The organism is Arthrobacter sp. MSA 4-2 (assembly GCF_016405885.1).
Taxonomy (GTDB): domain Bacteria; phylum Actinomycetota; class Actinomycetes; order Actinomycetales; family Micrococcaceae; genus Arthrobacter_D.
Genome location: NZ_JAEKGC010000006.1, coordinates 140097 through 162687 on the forward strand (window position 1 = coordinate 140097; position 22591 = coordinate 162687).

General features: G+C 70.5%; 12 protein-coding genes and 1 tRNA gene. 4 read left to right on the forward strand and 9 right to left on the reverse strand.

Annotated elements, in window-relative coordinates:
* The first annotated feature begins 11 nt into the window (after window positions 1-11).
* Entirely contained in the window at window positions 12-776 is a 765-nt protein-coding gene (locus tag I6N91_RS08530; protein ID WP_159617998.1) for a PspA/IM30 family protein, read from the forward strand.
* 221 nt (window positions 777-997) lie between these two features.
* Complete coding sequence (locus I6N91_RS08535) at window positions 998-2386, forward strand: deoxyribodipyrimidine photo-lyase (protein WP_198812152.1); 1389 nt, start codon at window positions 998-1000, stop codon at window positions 2384-2386.
* A gap of 6 nt (window positions 2387-2392) precedes the next feature.
* Here the strand turns inward: I6N91_RS08535 and I6N91_RS08540 are convergent, their stop codons facing one another.
* The 4 genes from I6N91_RS08540 to I6N91_RS17470 all read right to left on the reverse strand — a co-directional run bounded on the left by I6N91_RS08540 (window position 2393) and on the right by I6N91_RS17470 (window position 8398).
* Entirely contained in the window at window positions 2393-3706 is a 1314-nt protein-coding gene (locus tag I6N91_RS08540) for a right-handed parallel beta-helix repeat-containing protein (RefSeq protein ID WP_198812153.1), read from the reverse strand.
* A gap of 202 nt (window positions 3707-3908) precedes the next feature.
* Window positions 3909-3982: transfer RNA gene (locus tag I6N91_RS08545), tRNA-Met, on the reverse strand.
* 62 nt (window positions 3983-4044) lie between these two features.
* Window positions 4045-6993 (reverse strand): UPF0182 family protein, encoded by a 2949-nt coding sequence (locus tag I6N91_RS08550; protein ID WP_198812244.1) that lies wholly within the window; start codon window positions 6991-6993, stop codon window positions 4045-4047.
* 307 nt (window positions 6994-7300) lie between these two features.
* On the reverse strand, window positions 7301-8398 hold the full coding sequence (locus tag I6N91_RS17470; protein WP_307843290.1) for a S16 family serine protease: 1098 nt from the start codon (window positions 8396-8398) through the stop codon (window positions 7301-7303).
* A gap of 324 nt (window positions 8399-8722) precedes the next feature.
* Between I6N91_RS17470 and I6N91_RS08560 the strand changes: the two genes are divergently transcribed.
* Window positions 8723-10120, forward strand: a complete 1398-nt coding sequence (locus tag I6N91_RS08560) for a zinc-dependent metalloprotease (RefSeq protein ID WP_198812246.1) — start codon at window positions 8723-8725, stop codon at window positions 10118-10120.
* A gap of 127 nt (window positions 10121-10247) precedes the next feature.
* Here the strand turns inward: I6N91_RS08560 and I6N91_RS08565 are convergent, their stop codons facing one another.
* From I6N91_RS08565 to nudC, 3 genes are read right to left on the reverse strand one after another with little or no spacing between them, the layout of a single operon-like run.
* A complete protein-coding gene (locus I6N91_RS08565) occupies window positions 10248-10814 on the reverse strand; it encodes a M48 family metallopeptidase (RefSeq protein WP_198812154.1) in 567 nt (188 codons plus the stop codon).
* Window positions 10807-12909, reverse strand: coding sequence for an ATP-dependent DNA helicase UvrD2 (locus I6N91_RS08570; protein ID WP_198812155.1), 2103 nt, complete (start codon window positions 12907-12909; stop codon window positions 10807-10809). Before I6N91_RS08570 ends, I6N91_RS08565 begins: the two co-directional genes overlap by 8 nt.
* The gene (gene nudC, locus I6N91_RS08575; RefSeq protein WP_198812156.1) at window positions 12906-13865 is read right to left on the reverse strand and encodes an NAD(+) diphosphatase; all 960 of its coding nucleotides are present in this window, start codon (window positions 13863-13865) and stop codon (window positions 12906-12908) included. The genes I6N91_RS08570 and nudC overlap by 4 nt, the downstream gene beginning before the upstream one ends.
* A 157-nt stretch (window positions 13866-14022) precedes the next feature.
* Between nudC and I6N91_RS17565 the strand changes: the two genes are divergently transcribed.
* Window positions 14023-15630, forward strand: a complete 1608-nt coding sequence (locus tag I6N91_RS17565; RefSeq protein WP_374058931.1) for a phosphotransferase — start codon at window positions 14023-14025, stop codon at window positions 15628-15630.
* A 202-nt stretch (window positions 15631-15832) separates the two neighbouring features.
* Here the strand turns inward: I6N91_RS17565 and I6N91_RS08585 are convergent, their stop codons facing one another.
* The gene (locus I6N91_RS08585; protein ID WP_198812247.1) at window positions 15833-19225 is read right to left on the reverse strand and encodes an ATP-dependent DNA helicase; all 3393 of its coding nucleotides are present in this window, start codon (window positions 19223-19225) and stop codon (window positions 15833-15835) included.
* Between the two features lie 50 nt (window positions 19226-19275).
* Window positions 19276-22590, reverse strand: a complete 3315-nt coding sequence (locus I6N91_RS08590) for an ATP-dependent DNA helicase (protein WP_198812158.1) — start codon at window positions 22588-22590, stop codon at window positions 19276-19278.
* Window position 22591: the final 1 nt, after the last annotated feature.

Consider the following 22591-nt stretch of genomic DNA (forward strand, 5'->3'; position numbering starts at 1 on the left):
GAGGAAACCTCATGGTAAAGCAGTCAATTTTCGGCCGGATCGCTCAGCTGGCAAAGGCAAACATCAACTCCGTGCTCGACCAGGCGGAGGATCCGCAGAAGATGCTGGACCAGATGGTCCGCGACTACACCAACAGCATCGCCGAAGCCGAGAGCGCCGTCGCCCAGACCATCGGGAACCTCCGGATGATCCAGGACGACTACAACGAGGACATGGAGAACGCCCGCAGTTGGGGCAATAAGGCGCTTGCCGCGTCGAAGCGGGCGGACGAGTACCGCAGTTCCGGCGACGCCGTCGACGCCGAGAAGTTCGACAACCTCGCCAAGGTCGCCATCCAGCGGCAGATCGCCGCGGAGAACGAGGCCAAGGGTGCAGAGCCGACCATCGCTTCGCAGACGGAAATCGTCGACAAGCTGAAGACCGGCCTGAACCAGATGAAGGGCAAGCTGGGCGAACTCACGTCCAAGCGGGACCAGCTCATCGCCCGCGCCCGGACCGCCCAGGCCCAGCAGCAGGTCCACGACGCCGTCAAGAGCATCGACTTCCTCGACCCCACGAGCGAGGTGGGGCGTTTCGAGGAGAAGATCCGGCGGGAAGAAGCCAAGGTGCGCGGGCAGCAGGAGCTCGCCAGCTCAAGCCTCGATTCGCAGTTCGAGAGCCTCGAGGACCTCGGGGAGCAGTCGGAGATCGAGGCACGGCTCGCGGCGCTGAAGTCGGGAGCCCCGGCCCAGCCGCAGTCGGCCATCAGCCAGGGCACCGAGACGACCGCCCCGTAGCCGCCCACTGACACGCGATTTCCCGAGGAGAGCCGCAGCGCCCGCGCTGCGGCTCTCCCTGCGTCGAGGCGCCTTGCGTGACGGCACCCGGAGCCGTGCAGCGCAGCGGGCCCGGTTTGGCGGGCCCGCTGCCGCGGCATCGGCGTGCCCCGCCCCGCCCCCTGGATCTCCCGCCTGGATCTGCTGCCTGCGGGACCCGGCAGGCAGGTACATTGGGGACCATGGCCCTTACCCTGGTGTGGCTCCGCGATGACCTCCGACTCGCCGACAATCCCGCGCTCCACGAGGCGGCGTCCCGCGGCGGGGAGGTCGTCGTCGTCTACATCTTCGATGAGGAGACCCCAGGCATCCGCCCCCCGGGCGGTGCCTCCCGGTGGTGGCTGCACCACTCGCTGGCCGCGCTCGCCGAATCCCTCGAATCCATCGGGGTCCCCCTCGTGCTCCGCCGCGGTCCCGCCGGAACCGTCCTGCCCGCCCTAATCGGGGAAACCGGCGCCGAGGCCGTACTGTGGAACCGGCGCTACGGGCTCGCCGAACGTGAGCTGGACGCCTCCCTCAAGGCGGAGTGCGCGGAGTCCGGCGTCGAGGCCTCGAGCTTCCAGGCCAACCTGCTCTTCGAGCCCTGGCAGGTGCGCACCGGCGCGGGCGAGCCCTTCAGGGTGTTCACCCCCTTCTGGCGCGCCTGCCTGCGGGAGCCCGAGCCGCGGCAGCCCCTGCCCCCGCCGGAGCGCCTCACCGGCCCGGCGGTGCGCTCTGACGCCCTCGGGGACTGGGGTCTTCTTCCCACCCCGGACTGGGCGCAGGGCCTGCGCGAGACCTGGGTTCCCGGGGAGGCCGGGGCCGCCGCCCGGCTTGCGGACTTCTTCGACTCCCTCGTGGAGGGTTACGCCACCAACCGTGACCTGCCGGCCGTCGACGGCACCAGCCGGCTCTCGCCGTACCTGCGTCATGGCGAAATCAGCCCCTTCACCGTCTGGCATGCGGCCCAGGCACGCCGTTCCGGCCCGCTCGCCGAAGACATCCGGTCCTACCTCTCGGAGATCGGCTGGCGCGAGTTCTGCTGGCAGCTCCTCTACTTCAACCCGGAGCTCGCCACGGTGAACTACCGGCCGGAGTTCAACGCCTTCGCCTGGGAGAGCGATACCGGCGCCGAGCTGAAAGCCTGGCAGCGCGGCCGCACCGGCTACCCCATGATCGACGCCGGAATGCGGCAGATGTGGCAGATCGGCTGGATGCACAACCGGGTGCGGATGGCGACGGGGTCCTTCCTGATCAAGAACCTCCTGATCGACTGGCGGGTCGGCGAACAGTTCTTCTGGGATGCGCTCGTCGACGCCGACGCTGCAAGCAACGCCGCGAACTGGCAGTGGGTGGCCGGGTCCGGGGCCGACGCAAGCCCCTACTTCCGGATCTTCAACCCCGTCACCCAGGCGAAGAAGTTCGACCCCGACGGCGACTACGTGCTGCGCTACGTACCCGAGCTGGCCGACGCGGAGAACCTCCATGAACCCTGGAAGGGCTCCGCGCCGGGGTACCCGGCGCCCGTGGTCGACCTGGCCGAATCCCGGCAGCGCGCCCTGGCAGCCTTCAAAGCCCTCGGCGCGGGCTGAACCGCCTCAGGAGACGAGGGACACCCGCGAGCCCCGTGGAACCTCGCCTCCCACCGCCTGGACCGCGACGCGTCCCACGCTGAGGGTCAGGTTCACCCGGGCGGCGGCGTCGGCGAACTGGACGCCGTACTGCTGGTAGAGGTTGGCGCCGTCGTACTTCTGGTCGAACGAGGTCCCCTGCACGGTGGAGGGGTGGCCCTTCCGGCCCCGCAGGTAGAAACCCGAGCCGGTGTAGCCTGCTCCCCGGCCGCTTCCGCCGCCGCCGTTGTAGCCGTTGCTGTCCGCCACCGCCCCGCTGATGCTGTGATCGCCTCCGGCGATGAAGTACCCATGCCCGTAGTTGTCCTGCGCCGTGCAGCCGACCAGGGAGATGCGGTGGCCGTCGAGGTGGAAACCGTTGCCCTGGCCGAACCCGTCGGCGCTCCGCCCGCTGAACCAGCTCTTGCAGTTGGCCAGCTGGATGTTTGCGTTGGGCAGCCGGAACCCGTGTCCTGCGGACAGGCCGCTCTCGCAGTTCGCAATGCAGGTGTCCGGGCTGTCGATGAAGTACCCGGAGGCACCCTTGGTCACCCGGCGGCCCGCCTCAAGCACCCGGATCGTATCGAGCACCCCGGCACGCAGCCGGCTGTCGCCGGGCCCGTTGAGCAGGTACACCCCGTGGTGTCCGGTCCGGTAGATGTAAAGGTTCGACAGCAGGTGGGAGGCGTCCCATTCCGTCCCCCTGCCCTGCTCGTAGAAGATGCCCGAGCAGGAGCTGTCCGGCCCGCCGTGGATGCCCAGCCCGCGCACGCCCGTGTACTGGGTGTCCGGCGAGTTCAGTTCGAAGACGCCCTGCTTCTCGCCGCCATCTAGGTCCGCCGTCGCCTGCAGGGTGGTGACCATGCGGCCCTGGCCCTGGACCTCGCAGTGGGCGCGGAGGCGGATCGGCGCGCTGATGCTGAATGAACGCCCCCACAGGCCAACGGAGCCGCCCTGGCTGCCGAAGGCGGGCGACCGGTCGTTGGAGAGCGACTCGAGGGCTGCGTTGATCTGCTCCTGGTCGTCGACGCCGTCGCAGACGTAGTCCGCGGCGTCCTTCACCGCCGGCGGCGCGTCGTTGGCCGCCACAAGGAGACTTGCCGCGAACCGTCCCGCGGGCCGGACGGCCCGTTCGAGCTCGGCCACCCGGGCGGCGAGGTCACGGGCAGGAGTGCCGACCGGGGCCTGGACCGGACCCGGGAACCCGGCGGCGGCAGCGGACGGCACCGCGGCGGCGAGGAGGGCCAGGAACCTCCGGCGCTCCCAGGGAAACACCGTCGGTCTCCGTCGGTGAACTGGCATGGTCCGCTCCTCGCACCCGGGGCTCCCCCGTCCTCCTGCCGACCGGGCAGGCTCAGCAGGGCCGAACCCCCATGCTATGCCGGGTCCCCGGACGCGGGCAGGCCCGAATTCAGTACTTCGACCCGATGCCGCCGGTCCGGTTCCGCCAGACCCAATAACGCAGAAGGTCCCTGTCAGAAAACTGACAGGGACCTTCTCTTCGTTGCGGGGACAGGATTTGAACCTGTGACCTCTGGGTTATGAGCCCAGCGAGCTACCGAACTGCTCCACCCCGCGGCGCGGTTTCAACTCTACCGGCCGCGGGATGGGGAGGCAAATCGGGGCTGCCGCCCGGCCGCCTAGCCGTTGTCTCCTTCGGCTGGCGCCTCGGTCGCCTCGCCCTCGGCCGGCGCTTCGCCGTCGGCCGGCGGAACGACCGTGCCGGTGATCTCGCCTTCGGCGTCCAGCGCGCGCTGCAGCGCCGCGTTCAGCTTGTCCTGGGCTGCGCCGTAGGCGGCGAAGTCGCCCTCGGCCAGCGCCGTCCGGCCTTCCTCGATGGCCTCGTTTGCCTCCGCAAGCGCATCGCGGAGCGCCTGCTGGGCAGTCGGGTCCTCGGTGGGAGCCGGCGGTGTCCCGGGGGTCGTGGGCGTCTCCCCTGCGTTCTCGGAGTCCCCGGCGCTCGCGCCGGAGTCACCGCCGAACACCTGGTCGAGGGCCTCATCGAGGGTCGGGGCGAAGCCGACCTTCTCACCGAAGCTGGCCAGGACCCGCTGGAGCGTCGGATAGGACGACGCCCCGGAGGACTGGACGTAGACCGGCTGCACGTACAGCAGGCCACCACCCACGGGCAGGCTCAGCAGGTTTCCGTTGATCACCTCGGAGGCGCCCTGCCGCAGCAGGTTCAACGCGTTGGAGACCGTCGGGTCGGAGTTGAAGCGGTTCTGCGCCTGCCCGGGGCCGGGCACCGAGGTCGAACGCGGCAGCTCGAGCAGCCGCAGCTTGCCGTAGTCCTCCGACTTCACCCCGGCCTCACTGCCGGCGTCGCCGACGGCCGACAGGAACCCGTACAGCACGTTGCGTGCTTCCCCGCCCGGCTCGACGAAGGGAATGAACGGGGTGGTCAGGGAGAAGGCCGCCTCGTCCTGGCCCGGCACCTTCAGCGAGAGGTAGAACGGAGGCTGCTTCACGTCGGCGCTCTCACCCTCGGTGGGGTCGTCGGGAACGCTCCACGCGTCGCTGTTGGCGAAGAACACGTCGACATTGGTGACGTGGTAGCGGGCCAGCAGTTCGCGCTGCACCTTGAACTGGTCCTCGGGGTAGCGGACGTGGGACATCAGCTCGGCCGACATCTCGCTGTAGGGCTTGATGGTGGTGGGGAAAATCTTGCTCCAGGCCTTCAGGACCGGGTCCTGGTCGTCCCAGGCGTACAGCTCGACCGAACCGTCGTAGGCATCGACGGTCGCCTTCACGGCGTTGCGGATGTAGTTGACCTGGTCGGCCGGCAGCGGGGTGGACAGGTTGTCCGCCGTCTGGGAGTCGATCGTCGCCGATTCGAGTTCCTGCTGCGTGGAGTACGGGAAGAACTCGTTCGTCGTGTACCCGTCGACGATCCACTTGACCCGCCCATCGACGATGGCCGGGTAGGAGTTGCCGTCGACGGTGAGGTACGGCGCGAGCTTCTCGACCCGCTCCCGCGGGGTGCGGTCGTAGAGGATCTGCGATTCGCTGTTGACCGCATCCGAGAGCATCAGGTCGGTCGACTGGAACTTGATCGCGTACACGAGCTTGTTGAAGAAGTTGCCCACGCTCGGGCCGCCCTCGCCCGCGAACGTGTTTTTGGACTCCTCGTCGGAATCATCGCTCTGCGGGCGGTCGATCTCGCGCGGCTCGGCGCCTTCGGGCGCACCGACAATCGAGTATTCGGGGGACGCTTCGCCGAAGTAGATCCGCGGCTCGTACGTTTCGTCGCTGCCGAGCACTCCGGCGGAGGGGATGCCGGAGAGCGTGAAGGAGGGCTTGCCGTCGGCTTCGACGACCGAACCGCGGGCGGCGACGATGCCGTAGCCGTGGGTGTAGAGCACGTGCTCGTTGACCCAGCCGGCTGGAACGCCCTCGGGGTTGAGCTCACGTGCGGCGATCACGGTGTCCTGGACCTCGCCGTCGACCGTGTAGCGGTCAACGTTCAGGGTGGGCGGGAACTGGTAGTACTGCCGGAACTGCTCAAGCTGGCTGAAGGCATCCGACACGAGGTTCGGATCGAGCAGGCGGATGTTCGCCGTCGTCTCCGCGTCCTCGCGCAGCGCGCCGGGCTCGGCGGTCGTGGTGGCGTTGTAGGGAATGGCCTCAACCTTGTCGAGCCCGTAGGCAACTCGAGTCAGGTCGATGTTGCGCTGGATGTACTCGCGCTCGAGGGTCAGCTCCGACGGGGTGACCTGGAACCGCTGGACCACCCAGGGGTAGACGCCGCCGGCGAGGATCGCGGTGATGATGAGCATCGCCGTCCCGATGATGGGCAGCCGCCAGCGGCCGATGATCGCGGCGACAATGAACAGGACCGCCACCAGGACGGCGGCGACAGCGAGGATGGCCTTGGTGGGGATCACCGCGTTGACGTCGGTGTACAGCGCGCCGGTCCAGCGTCCGCCGGTGTTCTGCAGGGTGGCGTACCGGTCGAGCCAGTAGTTCACTCCCTGCAGCAGGAGGAACAGGGCCGCGATGACGGCGATCTGGACCCGGGCCGCCTTCGTGGTGAACAGGCCCTTCTCCTCGAGCCGGATGCCGCCGTAAAGGTAGTGGGTGAGCACCGCGGCGATCGCGCTGATGATGGCGACGCTGGTGAGGAAGCCGATGAGGAAGCCGAAGAACGGCAGGGAGAACATATAGAAGGAGAAGTCCAGGCCGAACTCCGGGTCGGTGTCGCCGAAGGGCTCTTGGTTGATGAACAGCAGGACCTGCTGCCACTGGGAGGCGGCGGCCGTTCCGGCGAAGGCGCCCAGGACGATCGGGATGCCGAGCATGAGGAGCTTGCGGATCGGCTCAAGCTGCGCCTGGTACCGGTTGAGGTTGTCCTGCATCACACTGTCCGGCGCGTAGATGGGCCGGCTGCCGTAGGCGATGCGCAGGCTCGCGTAGACGGCGCCGGCCATGATGACGAAGGCGGCGACGAACAGGGCGATCCGGGAAAGGTTTTCGGTGAGGAACACGCCGAGGTAGCCCAGCTGGTTGTACCAGAGGATGTCGGCGTAGACCTGCGAGAGGTACACGAAGGCGATGACGATGACCGCGAGCACGATGACCGTGGGAATCAGGGGGCTGCGTCGTCGGGCGGGTGCTGTCGCGGTGGAACTCGAAGGGCTCGGTCTGCTGCCGAAGGGCCGGTCTGGTCCGGATGTCACATTTACCTCATCGTTGGCGGCTGTGGGTCACGACGACGAGCACAAAACGGTCTGCTGCAGGCCCCGCGGGCCGGAAACATGGCGCAGTCTCTGCCTTCGTGGTTCCATTCTGCCCTGTTAGCGCGCGGGCGGTACAACTCAGCGGCCGATTACACCGCTTCGCCGCGAATCGTTCCGCAATCGTGTCCTGGCTGGGGCCCCCGGGCTCCCGGGAATCCGGTCAGCTGCAGGTGGGCAGGCCGGCGCCGTCCCCGCCCGAACCCAGCACCTCGACGGCGTTGACTGCCTCCTCCAGGGTGCTGACCTTGACCACCTTCAGCCCGTCGGGCACGTGGCCGACGACCTCCGCGCAGTTCTCGGCCGGGGCGAGGAAGAACTCCGCGCCGCTCTCGTGCGCGCCGACCAGTTTCTGCTGGATGCCGCCGATCTTCCCGATCGCCCCGGTGGAGTCGATGGTCCCGGTGCCCGCGAAGTGGCGCCCGCCGGTGAGGTCACCCTCGGTGAGCATGTCGATGATGCCGAGGGCGAACATGGAGCCGGCGGAGGGGCCGCCGACATTGTCGAGGGCGATGGTGACGTCGAAGGGGAAGTCGAACTCCGAAGTCAGCAGGACCCCCAGCTGGTAATTCCCTTCGGGGGACTGTTTCGGGGTGACCGATACCTCCTCCGCCGATCCGGCGCGGAGCACTTCAAGGTCGACGCCTGCACCCGCGGCGTCCGTCAGCGCGCTGCGGAGGGTGTCGATGTTCCGCACCGGGGCGCCGTCGATAGAGGTGATGGTGTCCCCGGGCTCGAGGACTCCCGCGGACGCCGACCCGTCGGCCAGTTCCACCACGGTCAGCGACTCCTCGTAGGGGATGTCCAGGTGTCCCAGCGCCGCCGCGATCGCGGACTCCTGCGAGGAGGTCATGGAGACGGTGTTGCGTTCCTCGATGTCCGACCGGGTGGTGCCCGGAGCATAGACGAGCTCCTCGGGGCGCACGGTCTGGTCCGGGTCGATCCACGCCCGGAAGGCATCGAAGATGCTGACGTCGCCGTTGGGTCCGCCGCTGACGTACACCGTCGTGAGGTCGAGCTCACCCTCCGGGTCGAAGGTCTCCCGACCGGAGATTTCAATCAGCGGCTTCGAGCGGGCTTCCCCGATGGTGTTGAACGTCGGCCCGGGCGCCTCGAGGACGTAGGGCGCCGGCAGCAGCACCGCCGCGGCGCCGAGCCCCAGGGCGAGCGCACCGGAGGTCACCATGGCCCGGACGCGGGGGTCACGGGGGCGTTCCGGCTCCACGGGTTCGTAGGTTCCGGAGCGGACGGGCTGTGACACGATGGGGTTTCCTTTTCCCTGGCGCGGGCCGTTCGGCCCGGCCAGCGGGGCACGGGAGGACGAAGGGATCTGCTCTACAACCCTAAACGGTTCGTGTCCCGGCACCGTCCCGGTCCGGGTCTTTGCCCTCAGCGAACTCCCCCAGGGGTTCTAGGACAAGCCCGCTCCCCTGCCGGTAACGTTGCCTCAACAGCTGCGCGGACCGGTGCCACGGCACGCAGGAACGGCAGGCCTTTTCAGCGACTTCCAGGACTGGTGGTATTAGTGACCAACCCATCCAACCCCTCCAACGGCGACGACTCCCCCAAGGATCCGCTGTCGGAAATGATCGCGAGGCTGCTCGGCGGCGACGCCGAGGGGTTCGATCCCCGGGAGATCGCCAAGGCGGCCGGCCTGCCGTCGGATCCCCAGGCGATGGCGATGATGATGCAGCAGGTCCAGGCCATGTTCTCGGCCCCCAGCAGCGGTCCGGTGAACTGGCAGCTCGCGCACGAGCATGCCCGGCGGGTGGCCGCTGCGGACAACGACCCCTCGGTCACCTCCCTGCAGCGCCGTGCCGTCGATGAGGCTCTGCGCGTGGCCGAAATGTGGATCGACCCCTTCACCGCGTTCCCGCCCACCGGGCAGCTCGGCCGGGCGTGGTCGAAGGCCGAGTGGATCGAAGCGACGATGGGCACCTGGCGCCGGCTGACCGAGCCGGTGGCGGTGAGCATTTCCAAGGCGCTTTCAGACACGCTCTCGGAGCAGCTGCCCGATGAGATGAAGTCGATCCTCGGAATGGCAGGCGGCGGCGCCTCGATGTTCCAGAACATGGGCGGGGCGATGTTCGGGATGCAGCTCGGCCAGGCCGTGGGCGCGCTCTCCAAGGAGGTGCTGGGCTCGACCGACATCGGCATCCCCCTCGCCGACGGCCAAATGGCCCTGCTTCCCGCCAATGTGCGCTCCTTCGGTGAGGGCCTGGACATCCCCGAACAGGAGGTGACGCTATTCCTGGCGGTCCGGGAGGCCGCCCATGTGCGCCTCTTCACGCAGGTTCCGTGGCTGGCGGGCCACCTGATGGGCACCATTGAGCGGTATGCCCGCGGAATCCACATCGATATGACCAAGATCGAGGACGCCGCCCGCGAGATCGACCCCACGAATCCGGAATCGATGCAGGCGGCCCTGTCCCAGGGCGTATTCATGCCCGAGCGCACGGCCGAGCAGGAAGCGGCGCTGTCCCGGCTCGAGACGGTGCTGGCCCTGGTCGAGGGGTGGGTCGACGAAATCACCGCCGCGGCCGCGGTCAACCTGCCCTCGGCGGCCGCGCTGCGCGAGACCGTGCGGCGGCGCCGGGCCAGCGGCGGCCCCGCCGAGCACGCCTTCGCCTCCCTGGTCGGACTCGAACTGCGCCCGCGCCGGCTGCGCGACGCCGCCGCGCTGTGGGCCCACCTCACCGAGGAGCGCGGGCTCGAGGGCCGCGACGCCATCTGGGAGCACCCCGACCTGCTGCCCACCGCCGAGGACCTCGATGACCCGACGGGTTTCACCGCCCGCCGCCAGCTCATCGAGTCGGCCGGGTCCGACGTCGACGCCGCCCTGGAGCGCCTGCTTGCGGGCGACTTCGAAAAGCCGGACGCCCCGGAAGACGGGGCCGACGGCGGGGACGGCCCGCAGGACGGTCCCGACGGCGGGGGCGAGCCTGGGATTGAGGACCGCGGCCCGGACGGACGCACCCCATAACGACCCGCGCACCCGATAACGACGGAAGCACCCGATAACGACAAACGCACCGGTAAAAACCGGTGCGTTTGTCGTTAAGTGGTGCGCTTGTCGCGAGGTGGTGTGCAGGGCTGCTGCGGAGCGCCTGCTAGCGGCCGGCCAGCCCGTGGTCGGCAGCGAAGGCCGCGCCGGCGAGGAAGGCCTTGGCCTTCTCGGTGTCCGGGTAGGACTCGAGCAGGCGCCAGAAGACGCGGTTGTGGGACGGCTCGATCAGGTGCGCCATCTCGTGGAGGATGACGTAGTCGACCACCCAGTCGGGCATGCCCCGGAGCTTGTGCGAGAGCCGGATGGACCGGTGCGCCGGGGTGGCCGAGCCCCAGCGGGAGTTCTGGTTGGTGACCCATCCGATGGTCCCCGGGATACCCCGGCCCCCGAGGTAGCGCCCGGCAAGGTCGGCTGCGCGCTGTGCGAGGGCGCGGTCGGCGGCCGCGGGGTCGGAGGCCTGTCCGGCACTCCGGCCCTGGAGCTTTCGAACCATCCGGGCCACCCATTCCTTTTCCTGCGCCCGGGTGAAGGTGGCAGGAATTGAGATGATCATCGTCCCGTTGCGCACATCCGCGCTCACGGTGCGCCGCCGCCGCGCGGACCGGCGCACCTCGACCGGCATCGGCTCTGCCGTGCCAGGGGCGCCGGTGTGCGGGGAGGGCTCAGTCATTCCGGCTGATGATGTCGATGACCGCTTCGCCGTAGCGCTCGAGCTTGGCGGAGCCGACCCCGGCCAGTTCGCCGAGCTCCTCAAGGGTCTGCGGCTTCGCCTCGGCGATCGCGATGAGGGTGGCGTCGGTGAACACGACGAACGCCGGGACGTCCTTGTCGCGTGCCTCCTCCAGCCGCCACCCCCGCAGCGCCTCGAACGTCTCTTCACGGTAGGTCGCCGGGCAGTCGCCGCAGCGGCCCATCTTGCGCTCGGAGCCCGTCCCGAGCGCCTTCCCGCAGACGCGGCACACCGCCGGCGCGGCGGACTTGCGCACCTTGCGCGCCGCCGGCTGCCGGAACTGACGCCCGCCGGTTCCGGCCGGGCGCAGGGCGTCGAGGAACCTGGACGGCTTGCGGGTGGCCCGGCCCCCCGGCGAGCGGGAGGTCGACCAGGACAGCGCGAGGTGGGCCCGCGCGCGGGTGATGCCCACGTAGAGCAGCCGGCGTTCCTCGTCGATCGCCTCCTGGGTGTCGGCGAACGAGATCGGCATCAGCCCCTCGCTCAGGCCCACGAGGAACACCGCATCCCACTCCAGGCCCTTGGCGGAGTGGAGGGACGCGAGGGTGACGCCCTGCACGGTCGGGGCGTGCTGGGCGGCCGAACGTTCCTCAAGCTCGGCAACGAACATCCGAAGGGAGAACGACTCGCGTGTCCGGGACAGCTCGTCGGCCAGGCCCACGAGCGCGGCCAGGGATTCCCACTTCTCCCGCACGGCCCCGGAGGTCTGCGGCGCCGTGGAGGTATACCCGAGGGAGGAAAGGACATCGCGCACCTGCTGCGGGACGTCGTCCTCGCCCTCGGCGCGGGCCGCCGCCCGGAGCTGAAGCAGCGCGTCCCGGACCTCGCGGCGGGCGAAGAAGCGTTCCCCACCGCGCAGCTGGTAGCCGATGCCGGCGCTGGCGAGCGCCTGCTCGTACGCCTCGGACTGCCCGTTGGTCCGGAAGAGAATGGCGATCTCGCTCGCCGGTACACCCGAGGCCAGCAGCTCACCGATGCGCCGTGCCACCTCGGCGGCCTCGGCCTCGTCGTCGGTGCACGCGGTGAAGACCGGTTCGGGCCCCGCCGGTCGCTGCGCGACCAGTTCGAGCGGAGCCGACCAGGAGGTGGCCCCGGCCCGCCGGTCCACCTCGCTGCTGCGTGCGGCGAGGAGCGTGTTGGCCAGCCGGACGACCTGGGGGGTGGACCTGTAGTCCCGGACGAGCCGCACCACCTGGGCGCCCTCGTAGCGGCTGGTGAAGTCCAGCAGGTGCCGCGAAGTGGCCCCGGTGAAGGAGTAGATGGTCTGGCTGGCATCGCCGACCACGCACAGCTCCTGCCGGTCGCCGAGCCATAGGTCGAGGAGGCGCTGCTGCAGGGGCGAGACGTCCTGGTACTCGTCGACGACGAAGTGCCGGTACTGGCTGCGGACGGTCGCCGCGACCTTCTCGTCCTCCTGCAGGATCCCCACCGTGGTCAGCAGGACGTCCTCGAAGTCGATCAGGTTCCGGTCGATCTTGAGGTCCTCGTAGGCCGAAAAGATCCGGGCCACGGTCGTGAGGTCCATGCCCGCGGGTTCCGCCCGGCCGGCGGCGGCGGCGACGTAGCTGTCGGGCATCAGCATCGACACCTTCGCCCACTCGATCTCGGCGGCGACGTCCCGGATGGCCGCACGGTCGGTGGACAGACGCAGGCGGCGGGCGGCCTCAGCGATGAGCTGGGCCTTGTGGTCGACGAGCGCCGGCAGGGGCCCGCCGACCGCCGAGGGCCAGAAGTACTGAAGCTGCCTCAGCGCGGCGGCGTGGAAGGTGCGCGCCTGGACGCCGCCTGCTCCGAGGTCGCGCAGCCGGGTGCGCATCTCGGCGGCGGCCCGGGCGGTGAAGGTGACGGCGAGGACCTGCTGGGGCTTGTACACCCCGGTGTGGACGCCGTACGCGATGCGGTGCGTGATGGCGCGGGTCTTGCCCGTACCGGCGCCGGCCAGGACGCACAGGGGTCCGGCCAGCGTCGTGGCCACGGCGCGCTGTTCGTCGTCGAGGCCATCGAGGATGCGTTCTTCAAACGGCTGATCGCTCACTGGAGGCGGGCTCCGTCCGGTTCGCCCTCAAGCGGTCCGCCGTACCAGCGCTCGATCAGGGCGCGGGCGATGGACATCTCCCCGGCCACGGTGATGCGGCCGTCACGGAGCTCCTCGTGCAGTTCCCGGCGGGTGAACCACCTGAGCGTCTCGATTTCGACGCCGTCCGGTGTCAGGTCCGTACCTTCCGCCACCGCCGTGTAGCCAAGCATGAGGGAGGCGGGGAACGGCCACGGCTGGGACCCGAGGTACTGCGGGGAGTGCACTTCGATCCCGGACTCCTCGGCCACCTCGCGGAGAACGGCCGACTCCAGTGACTCGCCGGGCTCCACGAAGCCGGCGAGGGTGGAGAACCGGTTGGCGGGCCAGGACACCGCCGAGCCGAGCAGGATCCGGTCCTCGGCGTCGATCACCGAAACGATGATGGCGGGGTCGGTGCGCGGATAGTGAAGCGAATGGTCGACCGGGCAGCGGCGCACCCACCCGCCGTCCTCGGGCACGGTGGGGCTGCCGCAGCGCGGACAGTGGGTGTGGGTGGCATGCCAGTGCGCCAGTGCCGCGGCCTCAACGAACAGGCCGACGTCGCGGGCGTCGAGGGAGGCGGCGACCTCGCGCAGCCCGTGCCATTCCGCGCTGGGGGCGAGCGCTTCGTCGACGTCATCGAGCGTCACCAGCACGACGTGGGCGCCGGCGGCCCGCGCCCCGGGCAGGACCCGGCCGAGATAGACAGGGTTCTCCGGGCGCGGCACCGCGTCCGTCCCGAACAGCCGCAGCGCACCGCCGGCCAGTGGGGCGCGCCCCTGGGCCAGGACCAGCACCTGGGTGTCGGTGGACGCCCACAGCCTGGCGAACAGGTCGGGGGTGAGCCGGAAATCGGCTCCGCGGTCGGCGTGGGAGCGGGAAAGCGGAAGGGAAACGAGCGGCGGCTGGAGGAGGGTGCGCAGGGGTTCGCTCATCCTTCTACGGTACTAACTTGGTCCCCCAAAAGACATTTGAGGGCCGGGACGGTGGAGGAGAAGTCGCGGAATTTCAAGGCATTCGACGACTCGCCGCCGCTGAATTGTCCCGAGGTGCACCGATGCACCTACCGTTGACAGTGTGAAACGGACTCCCATGGAACTTGCTGCCATTGCCAGCGCCGCTGTGCCTGGGCTCGCACCCACCGGTGTTACCGGTGCACCGGACGACAGCGCGGATTTCGACGCCGCCCTGCTTGTGGACGCCGCCGGCAAGCAGTGGAGGGTCCGTTCCCCCCGTCACCCGGAGGCCAGCATGCGCCTCGAAACCGAGCTGCAGGCCCTGAGGGCCTTCACCCCGGCGGTCCGGGCCGAGCTTCCCTTCCTCATCCCGCACATCGCCGGGAGCGTCCGCCAGGGCAACCTGAGCACCTTCGTCTATTCGCACCTTGAGGGCAGCACCAGGGACCTCGAGACCCTCGCGGCCGGCGGCCGCGGCATGGCAGCCGAGATCGGGAGGGCGCTGGCGGCCATCCACGAACTGCCCAAGGCGCTCGTGCAGCAGGCCAACCTTCCAAGCTATGAGGCGAACGAGTTCCGGACCCGCAAGCTCAACGAGCTTGACCAGGCGGCGACGACGGGCCGGATCCCTCCGGTCCTGTTGCGCCGGTGGGAGCACGCCCTCGAAGACGTGACCCTGTGGCGCTTCAGCCCCACAGTGGTCCACGGGGATTTGCACGAGGACCACCTCCTGATTTCGGGCAGCCGGATCTCGGCCGTGACCGGGTGGACCGACCTGCGGATCGGTGACCCCGCCGACGATTTCGCCTGGCTCGCGGCCGTCGCCGATCCGGCATTCGTGGATTCGGTCTACGCCGCCTACGCCAAGGCGCGCGGCGCAGCCGACCAGCACCTTGCCCGGCGCGCGGCGCTGGCCGCCGAGTTCGCCCTGGCCCAGTGGATGGTGCGCGGCCTGGCCATGGAGGACCCCCAGATGATCGCCGAGGCGCACGACATGATGGCCTCCCTCGAGGCCGATGTTGTGGCCTTCGACCTCGCCTCTCCCGGCGACGGCCACGGTTCAGGACGCGGCGGCAGCCCCTCCGGAACCCCGGGGGCAGCGGCCCCCGACACCGCAGGCACCGGAACCGCAGGCACCGGAACCATGGGAGCAGTGACGGTGGTCACCGCACCAGCCGGATCCACGACGGCGGGCAGCACATCGGTTACCGGCACGACGGCGGGCAGCACATCGGTTACCGGCACGACGGCGGGCAGCACGTCGGTTACCGGCGAACGTCCGGAGGCCTTGGCCGGCACCGCCGGAGGACCGAGGCCGGCGGTGGTGACCCCGACCGTGGTGACCCCACCGGTGATCGCTCCGACGATGATCGCCCCCGCGGTCGTCGCACCCCTGGCGGTTCCGCTGGCGGACCCGACGCCGTCACCGGACCTCCCGGCTCCGGAGCTCGGCCAGCAGGCAAAGATGCCCGCCCAGGATGCCGCACAGCCCTCGCCGGACGAGCCGGCCGAGCCTGCCGCCGGTCCTGCGGCACCGTCCATCCCGGCCCCCTCGACCCTTCCTGCGGTCCAGCGGGCCGGGGGCCATGCCGCTGCCACCCACGGCGTGCAGGCCGATGGCACGAAGGAAGTCCTCCCGGCGGTGACCCTGCTCCGCCCCGCGGGTACACCCTCAACACCGGCCGCCGGCTCGACCGACCACCTCGCCACCACGGCAATGCCGATCATCTCCTCCCACCGCTAGGAGTCACGCCCCAGGAGGCACCCCGCGTGACTGCCCGCCCTCGGAGTGATTGGCCCGGAGTGATTGGCCCGGAGTAACTGGCCCGGAGTAATTAGCCTGAAGTAATGAGCCCGGGGTGATTCGCTCGAGGTGATTCGCTCGAGGTGATCGGCCCGGTGAGTGCTCAGGATAGCGCTCCGGCAGCGGCGCCCCGCGGGCGGCCCTACCCGCCGAGCTCAACAGCGGCGGCGATGATCCCTTCGAGTTCGGCTTCCCCGGCGAGGTCGTGCGGGCGGATCAGGGCGTTGTCCGCGACATAGAAGAAGGCGGCCCGGACCGATTCCAGCGGCACCTCCTTGAGGCGGGCCCAGGCGAGCCGGTAGAGGGCGAGCTGGACCGATTTGGCGGCCCGTTTCGCCTCGCTGGGCGGCCGGCCGGTCTTCCAGTCGATGAGGTCCCACCCACCGTCGGCGTCCTGGAACACCGCATCAATGCGCCCGCGCACGATGACTCCGCCGACCTTCGTCTCGATGGGGACCTCGATTCCGGCCGGGGTCCGGGCGGCCCAGGACGAGTTTCGAAAGATCTCGGCCATGTCGTCAAGGCCGAGCGCCTCGTCGACATGGGCGTCGGCGGCTCCCGGGTACTCCCCCAGGTCCAGCATGCCGCTGGTGCCGTAGAACTCCTCGATCCAGGCGTGGAAGGCCGTTCCCTTGCGGGCGGCGGAACCGGGCTGGCGCGGCACCGGCCGGCGCAGCTGCGCCAGCACGGCGGCAGGGTCTTCGCCCAGTTCGACGAGCGTCGACGCCGAGATGTGGGCCGGCAGGGTCACCGGGAGTTTCTCCTCGTCCTGGGCGCGCCGGGCGAGGGCGAGTTCGACCTCCCGGCTCCACCGGCCGGCCGGGGGCGCCCACGCCTCGCGCGCTGCCGGCCCCGCGGCGGCGAAGGCCTGCGCCGCTCCTGCGACGGCACCGGCAGCCTCGCTCAGGGCCGGACGCCGGGGACCGAGTGGATCGATGGGCCACGTTGCGCGCTGCGGTACGGCAGCGGCAGGGTTCTCGTCGCCCTCGTCCTCCGCGGCCAGCCAGTGCAGGACGGCGAAACCGTCCTCCCCCTGTTCGGCCAGGGTGAGCAGGTCGAGCAGGTAGCCCGAGGCGGGCGTGGGACGCGTGCGTCCGCCGCCCCAGGCCGAGGAGGTGCAGACGAGGACGTGCTTGGCCCGGGTGAAGGCCACATAGGCGAGCCGGCGTTCCTCCCGTTCGGCATGGGCCCGCGCCTCGTCGGCATACCGTTTCTCGCTCTCCACCCACTCCTTCGCATCGGGTTGCTCCCAGTCCCACTGGGGCAGCTCGGGAGCGTCGCCGCGCAGGGTCCAGGGAATGGCCGAATCGCCGCTGCTCCACCGGGAGGCCGTCCCGCTGGGGAAGGATCCCTCGTTCAGCCCTGGAACGAGCACCACATCCCATTCGAGGCCCTTGGAGGCGTGAACGGTGAGCAGTTGGACCGCCTCGCGGCTTGCCTCGAGCTGGGTGACGGGGAGCCCGTCCTCCTCGGCGTCGGCCGCCTCAAGCCACGCGAGGAAGGCGGGAAGGTCGACCCTTTCGGCCGTCGAGGTGAATCCGGCCACCGCCTCGGAGAAGGCATCGAGGTTCCGGCGGGCGTCGTGGATGCCGACGCCGGGTTTGGCCGCGACCTCGATGTCGAGGAGGATGCTCCGCTCCACCTCGCCGATGATCGTGCCGAGGTCGTCCCCCACGTAGTCGCGCAGCCGCCTCAGCTCGTCACGCAGGCGTCCGAGCCGTTCTCTCCCCTCACTGGTAAGGCTGCGGCCTGCCCCGGACTCCCAGCCGTCGGGCGGGAGGTGGTCAACGGCCTCGACCAGGCTGCCGCTCTCGGCCGCGTCCGGGGCGATGACGGCGTCGTCGTCCCCCTGCCCTTCCCCGGCACGCGCTGAACGCCCGGCCGCCGCTTCCCGCGCCCGGGCCAGCTGGCGGGACCAGTCGCCGAGCGCCATCAGGTCAGCGGGCCCGATGCGCCAGCGGGCGCCAACCAGGAGCCGGAGCATCGAGTCGGAGCGGTCCGGGTCGCCGAGGACCCGCAGGACGGCGAGCATCTCCACGATCTCGGGGGTCCGCAGCAGCCCGCCGAGGCCGACGATCTGCACCGGGATGCCGTTGCGCTCGAGCTCACGGCGGATCGGCTCGAACTGTTTCCGGCCGCGGCACAGCACGGCGATGGTCGGGCGCAGCCGGTCGCCCGAGTCGTCGCGCTCGAAGGTGCGCCGGGAGTGGAACATCACTTCGGCCGCCACGGCCTCGGCCTCGGTGGCCGGCCGGGGAGCTCCGGGACCGGCCGGCCCGGAGGCCTCCGCCGGCCGGTCGCCGGCCGGGGCATCCGCGAGGAACCTTCCGATCCGGACCTCCCCCAGCGGTGCGCCGGGCCGGGGGCTCAGGCCGGGAACCGTCAGCGAGGGCGCGGAGCGGAGCCAGGGGGCGGGCACGTTGAGGGCGGCGGAGACGGTGTTGGCTGCGGCCAGGATCGCCGTCGAGTTCCGCCAGGCGACCGAGAGGTTCGAAACCGGCGACGGCGCGAGGGCCCCGCCCGGCGCCTCGACCGGGAAGGCAGTGCGGAAGGTGCCGAGCTGGCCTGCGGAGGCTCCGCGGAAACCGTAGATCGACTGGTGCGGATCACCCACGGCTGTGACGGCCCTGCCGTCGGCGAACAGCCGGGAGAACAGGACCATCTGGGCGTGGGAGGTGTCCTGGAACTCGTCGAGCAGGACAACCTCGTACTTCTGCCGTTCCATCGCGGTCGCCTCGGGAATCTCCTGGGCGATCCGGGCCGCGAGGGCCACCAGGTCGCCGAAGTCGAGCTGGCGCCGGGCCAGCTTGGCCGCAGCATACTGGTCGACCAGCTCGGTGACGCTCACCCGTGTCCTCAGCTTGTCCAAGAGGTTCGCGACCGCCTGGGTCGGTTTGCGCGCCGAGGTCTGCGAATACTGAAGGCCTTCAACAGCCTCGATGTGCTCCCGCAGCGCGGCCCGGACCACCGAGGGCGGCGTCAGGTGCTCGGCGCATTCCCCGGCCATGCCCAGTACGGCGTTCACGAGGGTCGACTTGGCGGCGGTGAAGTGGCTCCACTCCCCGCTGTACGCCTCGACGACGGACACGGCGAGCTGCCATGCCTGAGCGGTCCCGAGCATCACCGAATCGCGTTCCACCCCGATGCGGAGCCCGTAGTCCTGGACGATTCCATTGGCGAAGGAATGGTAGGTCGACACTGTCGGGTCCAGCCGGTCCTGCCCCGGGGCGTCCTCGCCGTCGAGGGCGCGGTACAGGGCCGCCAGGCGCTGCCGGATCCGGGTCCCGAGCTCGCCGGCGGCCTTGCGGGTGAAGGTCACCCCGAGGATCTGCTCGGGGCGGACCAGTTCGTTGGCGACGAGCCACACCACCCGGTCCGCCATGGTCTTGGTCTTGCCCGAGCCGGCTCCGGCGACCACCAGCAGCGGCTCCAGGGGGGCCTCGATGACACGCGCCTGGTCGGCGGTGGGGTACTGAACCGGCGAGGCCGGGTCGGTGTGGAGCAGCTCTGCCAGCGCCCGGGCCGAGAAGCGCATGCCTGCCGCCCCGATGGGGTCGCCGGCGGGCCGGTTCGCAACGTCCCGGCTCACTCGGTGACCTGCTTTCCCTCGGCGCACAGCGGGCAGATCTCCGGAAGCCGGCACCCGCTTCCGCCGAACCCGGACCGGCCCGGGTCGTGCACCGAATCGAACTCGGCGGCGGCCATCAGCAGCGCCGCCTGGCCGATCATGTCCTTCGCCCAGGTGTCCCCGGGTTCGAGGGGAGCCTGTTCCTGCACCGAGGCGCCCTTCGCCGTCGTCCCGAGCTGCACCAGCGCGGCGCCGCCCGGGGTGTCCGATCCTGCGGCCTCAAGCAGGCCGCCTTCGCCCACCGCCGCCTGGTAGGCGGCCAACTGCGGGTGCTGTCCGAGCTCGGCCTTGGCCGGCGCGGACTTACCCGTCTTCAGGTCCACCACCACGAGGCGGCCCGCCGCGTCGATTTCGAGCCTGTCGATCTGGCCCTTGAGCCGCGCCGTGCGCTCGTTGTCACCGGCCGGCACGGGAATGTCGACGGTGAAGTCGACCTCGGTGGCGACGAGGGACCTGCCGGCCTGGCGGGCGTCGACAATGTAGGCGGCGAGCTTGCGCACCATGGTTTCGGCCCGCCGGTAGTCGAGCTTGCCCTCCCAGTTTTCCTTCATGCCCAAGGTGGGCCAGCGGCGCTGCAGTTCGGCGACGTACTCCCCGCCGCTGGCGTGCGGGAGGTCCTGGGCGATCTGGTGCACCAGGGTCCCCAGCGAGCGGGCGAAGTCGGTGGCCGGTTCCCCGCCGGCAGCCGAGACGAACCAGTTCAGCGGGGAGCGGAGGACCGATTCGACCTTGGAGGGCGAGACCGGGATGGCCGCGTCGGGCGGGACCACCGGGCCGTCGGAACTCAGCGGCAGCAGGCCCCACCACTGGGAGGGGTGGGCACCGGGCACCGGCGGTGAGACCCCGGCCATGCGGCCCAGGTGCAGGACGGCTTCCGCGGCCAGCGCCGGGCTCCGCACCGGTTCCTGCACGAACTTGCGCAGTTCGGCCACCAGGGCGCGCAGCGTGAGGGGACGCTGCACCTCGGTGCGGGCCCGCTCGTCCACTCCCGGTGGCAGCGGGTCAACGAGGTCGAGGAACTGCGAGGGCTGCTCGTCCGGGGAGGACACCCCGATGCACAGCAGCTGCTCCGTTGCGCGCGAGACGGCGGTGGAGAAGGTCCTCAGCTCATCGAACCGAATGTCCTGAAGCAGGCTCAGCGGGTCCCGGTGCTGGCGGAAGGAGGCGCCGTGGTCGAGCAGGGCGCGCAGTTCGCCCGATCCGAGCAGCTCCCCGCGCAGCCTCAGGTTGGGCCATACCCCTTCCTGCAGCCCGGCGACGATCACCAGGGGCCAGTGCCGTCCGGCGGCGCTGGCCGGGGTCAGTACCGACACCGACGCCCGCCGGTGGGCCCGGGGGGCGAGGGTGTCCATCGGGAGTTCCTGGCTCAGGAGGTATTCGAGGAACAGCCCCGCCGGGGCACCGGGCATCTGGTCGACGAACCGCTCGGCGGCCTGGAACAGGGCAAGGACCGCGTCAAGGTCGCGGTCGGCGCGGGCGGAGGACGGGCCTTCGGCAACCGCCGCAGCGGACCAGGTGGCGGAGAGGCCCGAGGCCGACCACAGCGCCCACACCACCGACTCCGGATCGCCGGCCGCGGCGAGCGCGTTCCGGCCCGCCTCGATCATCCGGGCGATGCGCTGCACCGGGCGTGCTTCCCGCGGCAGGGTACCCGCCGGCACGGGTGCGGACAGCAGTTCAACGAGGAGTTCGTCGCTGGTGCGCCCGCCACCCTCGGTGAGCTCCTCACGGCGCAGCACCTGCCGCAGGCGCCTCAGCTCAAGCGGGCTGGCGCCGCCGATGCGTGAGGTGAGCAACGAAACGCACAGTTCGGGGGTGATCTCGGTGGCACCCACAACCACTGAAAAGATGTCAAGGAGGGGCCGGACGGCCGGTTCGTCGCGGATCGCCGTCTCGGCGGCCGGCACATTGACCGCGAGCCCCTGGGCGGTCAGGAACCGCTGGACCGCCTGGACCTGTCCGCCGTTGCGGACGATCACGGCGATGTCATCGAAGCTGCGGCCGTCGTAAAGGTGCGCCTCGAGGATCCGCTGGGTGAGGTAGCGCTGTTCGTGGAACGCGGAGTCGACGAGGTGGACCTCGACTCCGGGCGTTCCGCCGGCCGGGACGGATCCGGCGTCCGGCGGGGTGGGGCCGGTCCCTGCAGCCGGGCCCTGCCCAGCCTGCCCAACCTGCTCCGTTGCCGGCCGCCCCGCCAGCTGGCGGTAGGCACTGCCGGCGCCGGCCGTGGCGATACGGGAGGCGACATTCCGCCACGCCCCCAAAAGGTGCTCGTGCAGGGTGAAGGAGGTGGGAAGCACAACGGTGCGCAGGCCCTGGCCGGCGTCGAGCAGCTCCTCGAGCCGCCCGGTGAGCTCGGGGCGGGCTCCGCGGAAGCCCTGGACGGCCGTGTCGGGGCAGGAGGTGATCACCGCCTCGCTGCCCTGGGCGAGGAGCCCAAGCAGGGCGTGGACGGCCGGGTTCGCTTCCTGGTAGTCGTCAACGAGGATCAGTTTCAGCCGCGCCCGTTCCTCGTCGAGGAACTCCGGGTCCTGCTCCAGCAGCTGGCGTGCCCCGGTGAGGATGCCGGCCGGGTCGAAGGCCTCGGGCATCCTCAGGTCGAGGACGTCGCGGTACTCCTGGTAGAGGGCGGCGGCCGCGCTCCAGTCGGGCCGGTCGAAGCGCAGGCCCCACGCGTGGAGTTCCTCGGCGGAGGCTCCGTACTCGCTGACCCGGTCGAAGAGCTCGCGGATCTCCTGCCGGAAGCCGCGCGTGCCCAGGGCCAGGGCCAGGCTGGCCGGCCAGGCAGGAGCCGGAGCGCCCTCGCCGCCGTGGCCCGCGAGGAGCTCCTTGATGATGAGGTCCTGCTCGGCGCCCGAGAGCAGCCGGGGAGGCCGGCTGAGGTGGGGCATCCGGCCCTCGATCTTGGCGCGGCGGATCAGGTCGAAGGCGTAGGAGCCCCAGGTGCGGGCCGGGGCGGTGCTGAGGCTGCGGTCAAGGCTGCTGGTGAGCTGATCGCGCAGCCGTGCCGCCGCGGCGCGGGTGGGGGCCAGGAGCAGGAGCCCGGAGGGCTCGAGCAGGCCCGAGTTGATGCGGTGGACCGCCAGCTCGACGAGCAGCCGGGATTTCCCCGCCCCCGGGCCGCCAAGCACGAGCGTCCCCCCGGGGGCCGGCGGAGCGGTCACCACCGACGCCGCGTCCGCAAAGCCGCGCGGGCGGCCGGGAGCCCCCGGGTCGGTGAACGCACCGGAGGTTTCGGCGTCGGTCCAGGGGCCGGAAAGGGTGGTGGTCATG